The 14,339-nt window shown below is 49.2% G+C and carries 15 protein-coding genes; 7 read left to right on the top strand and 8 right to left on the bottom strand.

Annotated features, from left to right (window positions below; translation table 11 throughout):
- Positions 1-36: 36 nt before the first annotated feature.
- Genes EZJ49_RS13830 through EZJ49_RS13820 form a run of 3 tightly spaced genes read right to left on the bottom strand, consistent with a single transcriptional unit; the run spans position 37 to position 2,944 of the window.
- Entirely contained in the window at positions 37-1,176 is a 1,140-nt protein-coding gene (locus EZJ49_RS13830; RefSeq protein WP_262552783.1) for a hypothetical protein, read from the bottom strand.
- A complete protein-coding gene (locus EZJ49_RS13825; RefSeq protein ID WP_316963668.1) occupies positions 1,176-2,420 on the bottom strand; it encodes a PIF1 family ATP-dependent DNA helicase in 1,245 nt (414 codons plus the stop codon). Before EZJ49_RS13825 ends, EZJ49_RS13830 begins: the two co-directional genes overlap by 1 nt.
- An 8-nt stretch (positions 2,421-2,428) precedes the next feature.
- Positions 2,429-2,944, bottom strand: coding sequence for a hypothetical protein (locus EZJ49_RS13820; protein WP_262552782.1), 516 nt, complete (start codon positions 2,942-2,944; stop codon positions 2,429-2,431).
- 144 nt (positions 2,945-3,088) lie between these two features.
- Here EZJ49_RS13820 and EZJ49_RS13815 point away from each other — a divergent pair, with 144 nt between their 5' ends.
- The 6 genes from EZJ49_RS13815 (at position 3,089) to EZJ49_RS13790 (ending at position 10,093) form a co-directional block, all read left to right on the top strand.
- Positions 3,089-5,080: a M13 family metallopeptidase gene (locus EZJ49_RS13815; protein WP_262552781.1), complete on the top strand. Its 1,992-nt coding sequence runs from the start codon at positions 3,089-3,091 to the stop codon at positions 5,078-5,080.
- A gap of 120 nt (positions 5,081-5,200) precedes the next feature.
- Entirely contained in the window at positions 5,201-6,127 is a 927-nt protein-coding gene (locus tag EZJ49_RS13810; RefSeq protein WP_262552780.1) for a hypothetical protein, read from the top strand.
- A gap of 121 nt (positions 6,128-6,248) precedes the next feature.
- Entirely contained in the window at positions 6,249-6,614 is a 366-nt protein-coding gene (locus EZJ49_RS13805; protein WP_262552779.1) for a rhodanese-like domain-containing protein, read from the top strand.
- Positions 6,615-6,625: 11 nt separating this feature from the next.
- Positions 6,626-7,999 carry an HAD-IG family 5'-nucleotidase gene (locus EZJ49_RS13800; protein ID WP_262552778.1) on the top strand — a complete coding sequence of 458 codons (1,374 nt, stop codon included), beginning with the start codon at positions 6,626-6,628 and terminating at the stop codon, positions 7,997-7,999.
- A 76-nt stretch (positions 8,000-8,075) separates the two neighbouring features.
- Positions 8,076-9,002: a hypothetical protein gene (locus EZJ49_RS13795; RefSeq protein ID WP_262552777.1), complete on the top strand. Its 927-nt coding sequence runs from the start codon at positions 8,076-8,078 to the stop codon at positions 9,000-9,002.
- Positions 9,003-9,004: 2 nt separating this feature from the next.
- The gene (locus EZJ49_RS13790; RefSeq protein ID WP_262552776.1) at positions 9,005-10,093 is read left to right on the top strand and encodes a hypothetical protein; all 1,089 of its coding nucleotides are present in this window, start codon (positions 9,005-9,007) and stop codon (positions 10,091-10,093) included.
- On the opposite strand, the gene EZJ49_RS13785 is transcribed toward EZJ49_RS13790, so the two are convergent.
- The 5 genes from EZJ49_RS13785 to EZJ49_RS13765 all read right to left on the bottom strand — a co-directional run bounded on the left by EZJ49_RS13785 (position 10,094) and on the right by EZJ49_RS13765 (position 13,311).
- Positions 10,094-10,804: an SDR family NAD(P)-dependent oxidoreductase gene (locus tag EZJ49_RS13785; protein WP_262552775.1), complete on the bottom strand. Its 711-nt coding sequence runs from the start codon at positions 10,802-10,804 to the stop codon at positions 10,094-10,096. It lies immediately after the preceding gene.
- 8 nt (positions 10,805-10,812) lie between these two features.
- Complete coding sequence (locus tag EZJ49_RS13780; protein WP_262552774.1) at positions 10,813-11,373, bottom strand: hypothetical protein; 561 nt, start codon at positions 11,371-11,373, stop codon at positions 10,813-10,815.
- A gap of 51 nt (positions 11,374-11,424) precedes the next feature.
- Positions 11,425-12,159 (bottom strand): hypothetical protein, encoded by a 735-nt coding sequence (locus EZJ49_RS13775; protein ID WP_262552773.1) that lies wholly within the window; start codon positions 12,157-12,159, stop codon positions 11,425-11,427.
- A gap of 79 nt (positions 12,160-12,238) precedes the next feature.
- Positions 12,239-12,838: a mobile mystery protein B gene (locus EZJ49_RS13770; protein WP_262552772.1), complete on the bottom strand. Its 600-nt coding sequence runs from the start codon at positions 12,836-12,838 to the stop codon at positions 12,239-12,241.
- The gene (locus EZJ49_RS13765; protein ID WP_262552771.1) at positions 12,835-13,311 is read right to left on the bottom strand and encodes a mobile mystery protein A; all 477 of its coding nucleotides are present in this window, start codon (positions 13,309-13,311) and stop codon (positions 12,835-12,837) included. Before EZJ49_RS13765 ends, EZJ49_RS13770 begins: the two co-directional genes overlap by 4 nt.
- 305 nt (positions 13,312-13,616) lie before the next feature.
- Here EZJ49_RS13765 and EZJ49_RS13760 point away from each other — a divergent pair, with 305 nt between their 5' ends.
- Complete coding sequence (locus tag EZJ49_RS13760; protein ID WP_262552770.1) at positions 13,617-14,339, top strand: DUF2520 domain-containing protein; 723 nt, start codon at positions 13,617-13,619, stop codon at positions 14,337-14,339.

Raw genomic sequence — 14,339 nt, 5'->3', positions numbered from 1 at the left:
GGTGATCGGAATGTTGCGCGATCTGATGTGGATTCTTTAATAAGCCACATTGCTTGAAAACATAAACCCGTAACTGGAGTATTCAAATCTGGAGTTGGCTTCCTTCGGCACCGAAGCCATGTAGTATCCACCCAAAATCAGCTCACTTCGTCCACGTACAAAAGCAACCCCGGCAGAGCTTAAATGATTCGTGGCACTTTCCAGCGCTGAATAATTGTATCCGGCCATCGGTTGCCAGCTTTCAAAGCTCTTGTTTCTCCAGCCGATGGAATACATAAAGAACGCCTCATCCGTTTCCACTTTGCCATCGGAATCGTTCATTGAGGATTCGGACGAATAAGTCACGTCCACAAAGACATCATTCCCGGCCATCAGATTAAATCCGTTGGCAAAACGCAGATAATACGGAGACTCGTTAACAGGAGTAAAAGAATCCGTTTCCTCGTTCACCGTGTTCGGAGTCGCTGCATAGTGAACAGCCGTGTACTCTACGGACTTGGATTCAAGCATCACAGGAATAAACTGCGCCGAAAAACCCACCGTCCAATTGGCCATGGGCTTCACCTGCACACCCGGCAGAACAAAGACACCTTTCATTTTAGATTCTGTTTCTGCAAACACCGAAGCATACAGATTTCCGCCCGTGCGCACCTTGCTGTAAGTATGAGTCTTGGAATTTCCCAACTGCACCCCGGAAGAAATCCCCCAGGAAAAACTGTCACCATGGGAAGAACCAAAAGCCGCACCGACTTTCAAAAGCTGACTGTCCATACTGCTCAAAGAGGATGTGCTATACACACCATCCTGAGTGTCCACAAAGCCCCCCAGACTTAACATCATCGGGCTGGCCACAAACACGGCCACCGTCCCCATCGATGTCGGATAAATTCCCGCAGCCATCAGCGGTCGCACAGAATAATCACTGGGACTTAAGTCACTTTTTTCACTTTTCATTTCATGGCTGGTCAAGGCCGTTCCGCTGACGGACAGGGATAATTTATTGGTAGAACGAAACCCCAAACCCGCAGGATTGTACAAGGCATTTCCCGGTGAGGCCTCCATCGCGCCACCCACATTCCCCATAAAAGCCTCGCGGTGCCCCGCCGGCAATGGAAAATAAATCGCATGGGATACAGAGGAAAACACGGTCACAAGAACAGCAAATAACAAACGCATTACAAACCTTCAAACTGCTTATAGAACTGCAAAACCTTCGGATCGACAATGATAGAACGTGGATTCCAGCCAATCAAATGCAGACCTTCAGAACTGCGCAGGCGGCTGAGCGCCACATAAGCCTGTCCCGGTTCCCACAACTGGCTTAGGTCGCACCACAGATCATCCAGTGTGGCACCCTGACTTTTATGAATGGTGGTGGCATAAGCCAGGGTCAGAGGAAACTGTTCCACCTGCGCCATGACCATGCCTTCGGCATCCTGCAAGGCAAAAGACGACTTGGAAACCTGCACTTCACGTCCGCGTTCTTTACGCACGGTAATTTGGTCAGACGTGATATCACTGACAGTGCCGCGTGTTCCGTTCACCCAACGGCGCTGCGGATCGTTTTGCAGGAACATCACCTCACAGCCGATTTTCAGTATCAGCTTTTCCGCAATGGGAGAGGCTTTCTTCAGCATCTGAATGTGCCGTTCTGATCCGGTGTACACGGATTCGATAACGACTTCTTCCTCGTCGATTTCGTACAGCTTCTTTTCGTTGAACTTTTCCGCATTGATTTTGCGGGGGAACAGACGCGTCCCCGGATCGTCCTCGTCGTGCATCTGCACATGCTCATTTAAAAAATCGCGAACACGTTCTGTCACCTGCCCGTGACGAACATCACTGAGCACATCCAAAAACAAATTGTCGGAAACCCGCTGATTGTGGGAAAGGATTGTCACTTGAAAACCACTGGCTTCCCAAACACCGTTCAGAAAACACCAGTCCCGCGCCCCGCTTTGAGTCACCGGAGGTAACTGGGCAAAATCACCCACTGTGATGATTCGCATCCCACCCCAAGGTAATTTTGATTCACGCGCACGCTGAGCCAAAGCCTCGGCAATCATCAGGGCTTGGCCGGGAATCATGGAAATTTCATCGATAATTACGCCTTCAACTTTTCTTAGACGCGACATCAGGCGTTTGTCTTTGGCAGCACGTTCATAAGTGGCGTCGGCGCCACCTTCCATAATGCCCAGACCAAAGAAACTGTGAAAAGTGCGCCCCCCCAAAAGTACGGCCGCCGCACCTGTGCTGGCCAGAATCGGCATTTCCTTGGGATCAAGCTCGCGCATGAACTGGCGAATCAGAAAACTTTTTCCACTGCCGGCCCCGCCGGTCAGAAAGACGTTTTCTCCGGAGCGTAAAAGATCCAGAGCGGCGGATTGTTCAGGTGACAAATCAACAGAGGGGCTTGCCATGCAGAGAATTAACGAGAGAACTTACCGTAAAGGTTTCTGTCGTTTTGATAGTATTCACAAACTTCTCTTGGCGGGAAGTTGGGTCCACCGCCCTCAATACGGCAGCGTCTTTCCATATAGCGACGCTCCAGCAGTGACAAACGGATCGTGCTGTAATCCTTACTGAAGGACAATTGCACCTCACGACCATCGATCATGCAGGCACCGGGATCAAAATAGAAACCGACACTTTCCACCACACCCTTGCGGGTCACATAAGCCCATTTCAGGTTATTGATGGACGACTGGCACTGGGATGCCAGCAAGCTGTTGCCACGGGAATCTTTATACAAAAGCAAAGGTTTGTTACCTTCAAAGGTGAGCGTCAATTGACCGGAGCGGCCTTCAAAAGATCCGTGATAGACACCTTCCAGCTTTTTTGCACGAGCCAGATATTCATCAGGAACTTCGCCATTTTCAATCTGCACAGTTTTACACGCAGCCAAAGCCATCGTTGCCATAAGCAACATCAGAAAACGTTTCATCTTTCCCCCTTTATAAGTCTGGTTTACCTCTGGCCTCATGTCTTGCCAACTCCGTTCTTCTTAACGCCGTCGATCAAATGCTTCAAATGCCCCCATTTGCCGGGTACCATTGAAACTCGAAAAATTAACAAAGGATTGTTACTGATGATAAAGCTCCTGCTGCCCTCCTTGTTGACTCTGCCACTGATGGCCACTGCGGCACCCAAAACACCGGCTCCCAGCTCTGCAATTCCGGCAAAACGGGAATTCCCAATCAATACGGAGGTAAACCCCTGCGAGGATTTCCATCAGTACGTTTGCTCCAAAGCCGAAAGCTCTTTCAAGCTACGCGAAGATCGCAGCCGTCATCTGTTTGCCTTCAGCGATTCCCGAGAACGCCTGCTTGAAACCCAAATGAAATTCATGAAAGAGCTTCCCAAAAAGAAGAACCTGGACGCCCGCACCGAACAGGCGCGCGATTACTATATGGCCTGCATGAATTCCACAGCCAAGGCCAAGGCAGAAAAAGCCAATGTGAAAGCGGTTCTTGCTGAAGTCTCTAAAATCAAAACCGCTGAAGATCTTGTTGAATACGCCCATAACAACCTGCCTCAGGGCAAAGAGGGTCTGGTGCGTATCTGGGCATCCAATAATCTGGATGATCCGAAAAAGAACGACGCCATGATTCAGGCCAGCCTAATGGACCTGCCCGATCATAAATACTATGAACAAGATGCTCTGATGAAGGACTATGAAAATATTCTGGTGCGGTTCTTCCAAACAGTGGAACCGAAAATCAAAAAAGATGAGGCCACGGCACGCGCTCAGGCTCTGGTGAATTTGGAAAAAGATTTCGTCAAAATCTATCCGGTGACGGCAGTTCGTCACCAGCGCTGGAGCGAAAAGCGTATTGCCAGCCAAAAGGACACGGTAAAAAAATATCCGAACCTGAAACTGGATCTGCTTTTTAAAAATATCCCGGAAAATCTGCTTATCAGCGCCCCGGTCCCTGAGGCTTTGGAGTTCCTAAACGCAGAACTGCCGAAACGTCCTTTACAGGTCTGGAAGGATTTACTGCTGACCCGTTCTTTGCCGGACACCATGGATGATGGCTATCCAAAAATGTTCCAGGCCTTCTTTGATTTTGAGAAAAAATACTTCGGCGGTCCCGCAGTCCGCCCGGTTCGCCAGGAACGCTGCACCTCTGCTGTCAGTGGCATGTTTTCCAAAGAGCTGGATGCCGCTTTGATTGATCAGGTGTTTCCGAATTTTGACGAAAGCAAAGTCAACGAGGTTGCCAGCCGCATTCGCGCCAGCATTCTGCAAGGACTGGAAAAAAACAAATGGCTGTCCAAGGATGCCAGAAAAGAAGCCTTGGCAAAAATCCGAGTTGCGCGCCTGCAACTGGTGAAGCCCCACAACGATCGCGAATGGGATTTCCTGCCATTGAAGACCTATTCAAAGACAGATGCCATGAAGAACCGTACTTTGCGCCGTCAGGCCCGTTGGGAAAAGTCCATGCAGGAACTACGTGAACCCGCAAATCTGGATTCCTGGGCAATGAGCCCATTGACTGTGAATGCTTACTACAGTCCCAACGAAAACAAATTCGTTCTGCCAATTGGGATTTTGCAGTATCCGTTCTACGACAAAGACGGCTCTGTGATTGAAAATCTGGGGGCTGTCGGTGCAGTTGTGGGCCACGAACTGGGGCATGGTATTGATGACAGCGGTTCCAAATACGATTCTGAAGGCCGCCTGCGCCAGTGGATGACCACAAAAGACATCATGGAATTCAATCTGCGCGGTCAGAAAATGATTGATCAGTTCAATCAAATTGGCCATGACGGCAAACTGACTTTGGGCGAAAACGTCGCCGATCTGGTGGGTGTGACCTTTGCCTACAATGCCGCTTTCCCGGATGGAAAAGGCTCTGAAAAGGACAAAAAAGACTTCTTCGTGGCTTATGGTCGCCTGTGGTGCGAGGTGATTCGCCCGGACAATGCAGCCCTGCTGCGCAAGACAGATCCCCACGCCTCCGGTCCGGCCCGTATCAACGAACAGGTCAAACAACAACCGGCATTTGCGGAAACCTTCCAGTGCAAGCCCGGCGATAAAATGACTTTGCCTCCAAATGAACGAATTCAAATTTGGTAAATCAAGAATTCCCTCAGGATCGTTTCGTTTTGAAGCGATCCTTTTGAGAACTCTCAGAATATCCTGAGTTCCCATCGCATAACTCTTTACGATTCCTCAATGGACTCCGAAGAGTTTTTCATGACTGAACGTAATCTCCCGCTCTTTTCTTTTTGCTTTGCCTCACTTCTTCTATCCGCCTGTACTCTGGATCTTAAAAAAGAGGACGGCAGCACAGACCGCGACGCGGTGATTGAAGAAACTCTTTATTCCTGTCCGGAAAATTATGTCTATGTTCCATCTCCGGCGGGATCGCCTCCTCCCGGATTCTGCGTGGCTAAGTATGAAATGAAGGATGTTGGGTCTGTGGCCACATCCCAGGCTGGTGGCAGCCCTTGGGGCGGCATTAGTCGCGATGACGCTGCAGCCGCATGTCAGGCCTTGGGAGCCGACTATGATCTTATTTCCAATACCCAGTGGAATCAACTGGCGCAGAATCTGGCTTCCGTGTCGAGCAACTGGAGTTCGGGTGCAGTGACTTCAGGCGCATTGAACCGTGGTCATTTCAATGATGACTTCGGAGACTTGCTGGCTGCTGGTGGGGATGATCATCCCTGCTTCGGATTGGAGCCGAATCTGGATGCCGTGTGCAGCCCTGCTTTGTGGCATGAAAACCGGCGCACTCATCAACTTTCCACTGGGAAAGTGATCTGGGACTTTGCCGGGAACTCCTGGGAATGGACCAAGGATGACTATTCAGGTGGCGCAGCCTCTTCCAATGTTTATATTTCCGAACTGATCCCGCTGGCAGATTCTTTCACGACGCTGTTTGCCCCGCCGGTAAATCTGTCGTGCGCAGACCCTAACAGCAACGATTTCTGCGGACTGGGCTTTGCCTGGATCAGCAGTCCGGGCGGAGCTGTCGCCCGAGGCGGCAGTCTTTACAACGGCACACAAACCGGGATTTTCTCCACCGACCTGGACAACAGTGCGTCCTATACGGCGTACCATCTCGGCTTCCGTTGTGTCTCCGCGGCCACTCCTGTCCTGCCATCTGCTTCCAATTGACTTTCAGGGTCCTAAAACCCCTTAGGACCTAAATCTGCTACGCACCAATCCTGACTGGTTCTTGCTGTCTTTTGCGGCAAATGTTATGGTTAGAGTCTTGGCTCTGGAGCCGGAGGAAATCATGACAGTGAAATATGTCAATTTCGAATCAAAAACTGAAAACCCTCATTATGAAGGCGTTTACGACATCGGTCCCGCGGAACTTCTGAACAAGAAGAACGACGTGGTGATGATTGATGTGCGCCAGCCTGAAGAATATGTGGGTGAACTGGGTCATGTCGAAGGTTCCTCTTTGATGGTTTTGGACACTCTCCCTGAGCAACTGGGCACCCTGCCAAAGGATAAGACCGTGGTCTTTATCTGCCGCAGTGGAGGCCGCTCGGCTAAAGCCACTGCCTTTGCCAAGATGAACGGATTTGAAGAAGTGTTTAATATGCAAGGGGGCATGCTTCTTTGGAATGATCTCCAGCTCCCTACTGAAAGATAAGAAACGAAAATATGCCTGGAAAAGTATTTGTTAACAGAACTTTGAATTTGAAAAAGATCCGCTACATCGGCGTGGACATGGACCACACTCTGGTTCGCTACAACAGCGAAAACTTCGAGCGCCTGTCCCACACCACGATGATCGACAAGCTGGTCAAACGCGGTTATCCCGAAACTTTACGCAAGCTGGTTTTCGACTATAACTTCGCAATCCGCGGCTTGGTGATCGACCGTAAAATGGGAAATCTTCTGAAACTGAATCGCTACACAGCAATTCGCGCCAGCTATCATGGTTTGAAACCGCTGGATTTCAAAAGCCATCAGAAGCTTTACAAATCCACTTACATCGATCTGTCCAACTCGGACTATCTGGCCGTTGATACGTCTTTCTCTATTTCTTTGGCGAATCTGATCGCGCAAATTGTAGAGCTAAAAGACAACGACACAGCCAACAAGTATCCTGAATATGCGCAGATCGCCGATGACGTTCTGGATGCTTTGGATGAAGCTCACCGTGATGGTTCCCTGAAAGACGTGGTGAAACAGAATCTGGATCATTACATCATCAAGGATCCGTCCATCGTGGCAACTCTGGAAAAATTCCGCCGTCACGGGAAAAAGATCTTCGTTTTGACGAATTCTGACTTCCATTACACCAAGCTGCTCTTGGACTATGCGGTTCAGCCCTTCCTGAAAGAACATAAATCCTGGGCGGACCTGTTTGAATTTGTGATCACTTTCGCCTCCAAGCCAAAGTTCTTCTATGAAAATCAGAAGTATCTGATTGTAAATCCGGTGGATGGTTCCATGACCAACATGGAAGGAAAGCTGACTCCGGGGATTTATCAGGGTGGTAATGCCAAGAAGTTCACGTCCGACCTGGGCCTTGACGGGGATGATATCCTTTACGTCGGGGATCATATCTACGGTGACATCCTTCGCTTGAAGAAGGACTGTAACTGGAGAACCGCCATGGTGATCGAAGAGCTGGATGTTGAAGTTGAAAACAACAGAAAGGCCGAACCGATCAATCAGGAAATCGAGACTCTGATGAAAAAGAAAGAGCCTCTGGAAGACGAACTGACAGACATCATGACCCGTAAGATTGAAAAGGAAGTCCCTGCCAACGAACCGCAGATTGAAACTTTGCAAAAAACAATCTCGGAAATCGATGCGCAGATCAGTCAGCTGATCAAAAAGCAACAGGCCATGTACAACGGCAACTGGGGCCAGTTGATGAGAGCCGGAAACGAAGAAAGTTACTTCGCCTACCAACTGGATCGCTATGCCTGCGTTTACATGCAGAAACTAAGCGACCTGCTGGATCTTTCCCCGCGCACTTACTTCAGGGCTCCGCGCCGTCCACTGGCGCACGAGATCTTCTAAACAAGCCTTCCAAGGCCATCCCGAAAGGATGGCCTTTTTTATTTCCTTTTTTCCAGAGTGCTCTTACCATCTGGTTATGAATACAAAATGGATTCTTGCCGTCATCACGCTGGCCATCGTGGCCCTGGGGTCTTATAAGGCCGGTCAAAGCTCTGTCGCACACTCTTCAAACAGCGAAGAAATCAAAAATCAAATTCGCGACGATCTGGTGACACTGACTCAAAAGGACTTTGAGGAATATCAAAATCTGAAGTCTCTGGAAGAACGCTACCAAAAGGCTGATGAAATTCTGGGAAAAATCGTCACGGTTTTTCTGGCTGATCTTGGCGTCAAGCTGGCTTTCAAATCCACCAGCCCCGCGCTGTTGGATGCCTCTTGCGCCATCCCGGCCGCTGCGACCTCTGTCGCGACAACGCCGCCAGCTCCCGCCACTCCACCTCTGTCACAGGGGACTCCCACCCCCACAGCGGCTCCGGCCACTGTCCCTGCCGGGAATGAATGGAAGGGTATGGAAAAAGCTCTTCTTGAAGTGCGCGATGAACATCAGGCATTCGAGGACCTGAAGAAAATGGAAATCAAGGATCTGTTTTCTTCTTTGCGCGAAAGCACTGCCGTTTCCACCAAAAATTCAGAATTTATTCTGGGTCTTTATGCTGGCGAGATCACATTCTTTGATCGCAAGAAGCATAAGTCCGACTGGCTTATTTCCTGGGACGTGCGACTGCGAAATCCCAATAAAGAAGACGCCTTCGCTCTGGTTATTCTGACCAGAAAAGACACTGGCAAAGTTATCAGTCGTTCACAGACGTCCAGCGGTCCGCTGCGCGACTATGTCACAGTTCCCGGCAGCAAGGCCCTGATCGTCAATATCCGCGCGGATGCGGCCTACATTCAGATCTATCCCTTGAATGGAAACAATCAGATCTGGGTGGGCAACGTCTATGAACAAGTCAAACTCGGCGAATACGCCATGGTCGGTCAGGTTCGCCTGACGAAGCAATAGCAATGAAAGCACTATCCTGCTTCCTTGCTTTAAGTTTTATTTCTTCTGCGGCTTTTGCACAAAGTCTGCCTGTCGGGCTTTACGAAGGCATGATGGCCAACACGGGCGTCGCCACCACCCGGTCCAAAGCGGCCTCTTATTATAATCCCAGCCTGCTAAGGCAGCGACAGGACAACGCCTTCAGCCTGAATGGAAACTCCATTGGTTCGATCAATTCCAAAAGTGACGGTTCAACGTTTTCATCTTCAATGGGTCTTGCGCCTTCTTACCTGAGCAACCTGGTGGTGGGAGACAGCCTTATTCATGAATTCTTTGTCGCTAACACTCTGCAAGGGCTGTTTGCGTGGCAATCAAACCAAGGCGAGAATTCCTTTGATGCCGAAGCTAACATCAACCGCATGGTCTCCGGCTATTCCATGGCGTTTAAATCCATCCCCTTTGCCATTCAGTTTTTGGCGCGCTATTCAGAGGTCAAAACCTTCGGCGTCAACGAAAGTGCTTACCCCTCTCAGGATATTTATGTCGTTTCCAGAACAAAATCAGAATATAAAAACCTAAATGTGGCTTTGGGGCTTTCGACTCATTTTCAGTTTGATCACTACACGTTGGGTGTGAACTTCAATTCGCGGGGCTGGTCTTTATATAACCACAATAAGGGATCTGCCAAAGTGTTCACCCATGGCTCCCCGAATCCCGGGGATTTCACCGTCACTGAAGATGATTCAGCACGATCCACAGTGACGAATGAAGAGGGAAAACTGCTGGTTGGACACGGGTTTAAAGTGGGACATCATGAGTTTCTAACCGACTCTGTTTTTGTCGAGGAATCCGGGAGCCTGAACAGTTACACCTTCTCGCAAAGTTTCGGTTATCGCTATGGCGCTTCAGACGGCCATCAGCTTCTTTGTGGCTTGTCTCACCGCTTCGGTGCTGACGTGGATTACTTTGGTCAGAATTTCAACACGTCCGTGGGATATTCCTGGAAAACGCGCGCCCTGCGCTCAGCCATTGGCTTTTATTATGGCCGGGAAAACACGACAATAGAAAGCTCCACCGTCGGCGTGGTCTTCGGCAGCGAATACGAATATTGATCACCAGCCAAGGGGTTCGCCATCACGGAAGAACCCTCCATTCGGGCCTCCTTTCGGCAAAGTTGCCGCCCACAGAATCCCCTTGATTCCCTGCTCAACAGAACGATCGGCGTTCGGTCCGCCCATATCCGTGCGCACCCAGCCCGGTGATACGGAATTGACACAAATGTCTTCACCCTGCACTTCAGAGGCAAACAAAGTCGTCACCATATTCAAGGCGGTTTTGGAAATACGATAAGCAGCCGAAGCATTCTGTTTTTCTGAAAGCTGTGCCATACTGCTGGAAACATTCACAATGCGTCCATAGCCTTCCTGCTTCATCAGCGGAAAGATCTTCTGCGTCAGCAGGAACGGTCCCATTGTGTTCGTCGCAAAAGACTTCTGCAAAGTGGCGGCTTTGGTTTTGAAAACAGAGGCATTGCCACCATCTTCGCTGTCGATCAGGATTCCGGCGTTATTCACCAGTACATCGACAAAGCCGTACTCGCGCTTGATCGTTTCAACAAAGTCGTTGATGCTTTTTTCCTGAGAAACATCCAGCTTCATAGGAACCACATCAAATCCCTTCATCATCAGACCATTCAAGGTCTTTTGAGCCTTATCAGGATTTCTCATCGCCATCAGAACTTTATAACCTCGTTGAGCCAGAGCTTCCGTTAAAGCCAGACCCAAGCCTCGATTTGCACCGGTAATGACAGCGATCTTTTTCACGCATGCTCCTATTGTGGACGTGGCACCGGCATTTCGGCCGCCGGGAACAATTCGTTCGTCACCCAGTTTCTTTGAACAATCACACACTCAGATGAAATCACACGCCATTTTTCCACCGGGAAACGGTACACGCTTTCCACCCAGCCCCAGCCATTCCAGTCAATAGTGCGACGATAGTGATAACCTCCGCTGCCATCACGCACAGAACGGGTTTCACGATGGAAAGTCAAAAGTGGATAATGAAGTTTCAACGTGCCTTCCGTAGTCAGCTTGGCCTGCGCCGGTTCGTCGAACACGCAGCCATAGTATCCATCAATGCTGCGCAAACGCCCCTGCAAGGTTTCTCCCGGCTGAACATCCCCGCGCACAGGCATGTAAAATTCAAAGAAATAATCTGACGGAGCGCCGTTCGGATAGTAACTGCGTGTATTCAGGGTCAACTTACCATTGAACTCAACAAAGCGAACGATCTGGCTGCCATCGGCAGTTTGCCAAGGCTGCTCCATCACGCTGCGAGCCTCAGCCGAGATGCCAGCGAAGAATCCCAATATAACCAACAAAGCTTTCATATCATTTCCCTTCGCTAACGCACGTTAGCCAGATAAAACAACCAGGCACCTTTAGCGGGGGCTGGCGTTGCGGTTTAGCAGGATGATGTAGTCTTTGCCGCCGGATTGCTCCATCATTCCTGAGTATTTATTTTCTTCAAACTTTTTGCGATAGGTCTTGCGCGCGATCTCGCGAACCATACAGCCCAAGTGCCCAGTGCCTGCCAAATCACGACCGGCATCCAGCTCACACAGCGGCAGGAAGCCTTCTTCCTGTTCGCGCGTCACCGGGAATTTCATCACTGAAAAACTGGTAACGTCGATGCCATGCTCTTCTTTCAAACGAAGAGCCGGACCCTTCTTCACAAGTTGCGAAGAATAAATATAAGGAACGATAGCGGCAACTCTCAAACCCTGAGCTTGCGCATTTTTAATGCCTTCAACAAAACGATCCATTTCATTTTGGACATCCAGACGCATATTAGAGGCAAAAAGCTCCACAAACGGAAGCTGGGGGTCCACAACAATCACGTCATACTTGGAACCCTGCTCCTGATTGGCTTCCATAAAACCTCTCCACAGTTCAAGATCCTCAATCTGATTTGGTGTCACACCCAGCATGACCACTGGAGCATTTTTGATCTCCATGCGCAGACGCTCATAAACGCCCTTACCCAGCTTTTCAGGAATATCGACCTGAGAAAATTTGATTTTCGGAATAGATTTTTCCTGAATCTGAAAGTTCATGGAAAAGAACACACCCAATGCAATAACAGCGACAGCGCCGACCCAGTATAAGTACTTCATGCCAGCGACCATCCTGCATTTCATAGGCCGAGTCCAGCGCCGCGCAACGCAGCAACCCCGGAGTTTTCCGGGAGAGCTTTTAAGAGCGAACGAACTCCAAAAGTTCCTTATAGTTCCGACTGTCTGCCAGACGCAGACTGCGAATATAGCGGGCTCGGGCCTCGCCATGTTCCCCCAAAGTTCCCATGTTCAGATTGCTGCCCCAAGTGAAACGTTCATGGCCCAAAGAAAACAGCAACACATCCGCCATCACCCGCGCCCAACGACCATTGCCGTTTGGAAACGGATGAATCCAAACCAGGCGATGATGAAAGCGGGCGGCGATTTCATCCATAGGATAAGTTTCATGCGTGATCTGATACTGAATATCACTGAGAAGCTTATTGATCTCTGCAGGAATCTGAAACCATTCAATACCGATGGACTTGTTGGAGGTACGATACGTGCCCGCCCATTTCCACACCAGACCAAACATCTCGCGATGCAATTCGCGCAGGAATTTTTCTGTCAGAACATTCTTTCTTTTACGACTGAAGGCCCATTGCTCTCCCCGTAAGATATTATCCTGCTCGACCGCGTTGAGTTCCTTCTGCGTCGAAATATAGGTCGGCACCAATCCCGCCAGTTCATTCGGATTCAGCGGCGTCGCCCCTGGTGGGTATTCAAGTTGAAAACTCATGGTTTCTTCCTCCACAGGCGGTTGTCGAGTTTGTTTTTCAGCTCTGTCGCAAGCTCGATAAAGTGCAGATCGGTTTCCGCCTTGCCCGCGCGCTGCTGTTCAAGTTCCATCGTATGCAGTGTCTTACCCAGAATTTTTTCCGCCGCCACTTTGGATTGCTCATCCACTAATTTTTCAAGGCTGTCTTTGGGAACCAGCGCATACACCAGTTCACACCCCATCGCATGAGCCGCTCGTTGCAAAGTCTCAAGCGTGACTTTTTTTTCAACTTCACGCTGTTCCAGCAAACTGACCCCGGACTGTTGAATGCCCATACGCTCTGCAAGCTGTTGCGAGGTCATTCCCAAAGATTCACGAATAGCCTTCACCCACCCTGATTTGGGGTTGATGACTGTGCGTGCAGATCGAAAAGACTTCAGCTTTTCATCCAAACTTCGTCGCTGTGTTTTGATCAGAGCTTTGTTTGTTCTCATGGTTTTTATTATATCTTATAATAGATTAAAAAGACATATATAGATCTACTATAGAATATCAAAAACATATTTAATCATCTATTATAAGATATATTAAATACTCAAAATCACCAAAAAGCCTTTTAATTTAAAGTATTTACTCGAAGAATATCTTATGTATGAACCAATAACCTTCAAAAATCATAGACTTACGTCAGTGCCCGGTTCGGGCTCCGAGGCTTTGTTTGGTTGATATCTGTTAGAATTATGCTAGGTTGCGACTATTACATAGGACTTGATCCCTTAAAAGACAGGTACCCAACTATATGAATGCGACTACGACGTTATCTTATTCTTATCTTATTATTGGTGCAGGCCGTGTCGCCCGACATTTCGCACACTATTTCCAACTTCTTAATTTAAACTTCACCACCTGGGACCGCAACCAGAGTGCTTCTGAATTTCAAGCCAAGGCCGCTGGCGCCACCCACATTCTGGTGGCCATCAGTGATTCCGCTTTAGAGGTTTTTTACAGCGAACACCTTAAAAACTTCGACGACAAGGTGCTGGTGCATTTTTCAGGGGCCCTTTACTTCAACGGGATGATTGCTGCTCATCCACTGATGACTTTCGGAACGGATCTTTATGATCTGAAAGTCTATCAACATATTCATTTCGCACTGACCGGATGTGATGAGCTGAGAGAAGCCCTGCCCGGACTGCCAAATTCTTTTTCCTCTGTCTTTGCTTTTGAAAAAGCCCGCTACCACGCCCTCTGTGTTCTTGGTGGAAACTTCACCACGCTGTTGATTGCCAAGATGCTCGAAGGCTTTGCCGAAATGAAAATACCTGTGAGTGCCGCCAGACCTTATGTCGAAAAAGTCATCGAAAATACTTTGGCAAATCCTGACGAGGCCTTCACCGGCCCGCTGGCAAGAAAAGATGCTGTGACAGTTGAAAAGAATCTGAATGCTTTGAACAACGATCCCTATCAGGCAATTTACAAAGCCTTTCTAGAAACACTCTGGCCCGAGTATCCGCGAAAGTGA

It is taken from the genome of Bdellovibrio bacteriovorus (assembly GCF_025558485.1).
In the GTDB taxonomy this organism is placed as follows: Bacteria; Bdellovibrionota; Bdellovibrionia; order Bdellovibrionales; family Bdellovibrionaceae; genus Bdellovibrio; species Bdellovibrio bacteriovorus_G.
The sequence above is the reverse complement of the archived record's forward strand: the minus strand, read 5'-3'. Positions and strand labels throughout refer to the sequence as shown.

What these genes read in the sequence shown, in the direction of transcription:
- EZJ49_RS13830 (WP_262552783.1), bottom strand. Translation starts at nt 1,176, where the DNA reads ATGCGTTTGTTATTTGCTGTTCTTGTGACCGTGTTTTCCTCTGTATCC.
- EZJ49_RS13825 (WP_316963668.1), bottom strand. Translation starts at nt 2,420, where the DNA reads ATGGCAAGCCCCTCTGTTGATTTGTCACCTGAACAATCCGCCGCTCTG.
- EZJ49_RS13820 (WP_262552782.1), bottom strand. Translation starts at nt 2,944, where the DNA reads ATGAAACGTTTTCTGATGTTGCTTATGGCAACGATGGCTTTGGCTGCG.
- EZJ49_RS13815 (WP_262552781.1), top strand. Translation starts at nt 3,089, where the DNA reads ATGATAAAGCTCCTGCTGCCCTCCTTGTTGACTCTGCCACTGATGGCC.
- EZJ49_RS13810 (WP_262552780.1), top strand. Translation starts at nt 5,201, where the DNA reads ATGACTGAACGTAATCTCCCGCTCTTTTCTTTTTGCTTTGCCTCACTT.
- EZJ49_RS13805 (WP_262552779.1), top strand. Translation starts at nt 6,249, where the DNA reads ATGACAGTGAAATATGTCAATTTCGAATCAAAAACTGAAAACCCTCAT.
- EZJ49_RS13800 (WP_262552778.1), top strand. Translation starts at nt 6,626, where the DNA reads ATGCCTGGAAAAGTATTTGTTAACAGAACTTTGAATTTGAAAAAGATC.
- EZJ49_RS13795 (WP_262552777.1), top strand. Translation starts at nt 8,076, where the DNA reads ATGAATACAAAATGGATTCTTGCCGTCATCACGCTGGCCATCGTGGCC.
- EZJ49_RS13790 (WP_262552776.1), top strand. Translation starts at nt 9,005, where the DNA reads ATGAAAGCACTATCCTGCTTCCTTGCTTTAAGTTTTATTTCTTCTGCG.
- EZJ49_RS13780 (WP_262552774.1), bottom strand. Translation starts at nt 11,373, where the DNA reads ATGAAAGCTTTGTTGGTTATATTGGGATTCTTCGCTGGCATCTCGGCT.
- EZJ49_RS13775 (WP_262552773.1), bottom strand. Translation starts at nt 12,159, where the DNA reads ATGAAGTACTTATACTGGGTCGGCGCTGTCGCTGTTATTGCATTGGGT.
- EZJ49_RS13770 (WP_262552772.1), bottom strand. Translation starts at nt 12,838, where the DNA reads ATGAGTTTTCAACTTGAATACCCACCAGGGGCGACGCCGCTGAATCCG.
- EZJ49_RS13765 (WP_262552771.1), bottom strand. Translation starts at nt 13,311, where the DNA reads ATGAGAACAAACAAAGCTCTGATCAAAACACAGCGACGAAGTTTGGAT.
- EZJ49_RS13760 (WP_262552770.1), top strand. Translation starts at nt 13,617, where the DNA reads ATGAATGCGACTACGACGTTATCTTATTCTTATCTTATTATTGGTGCA.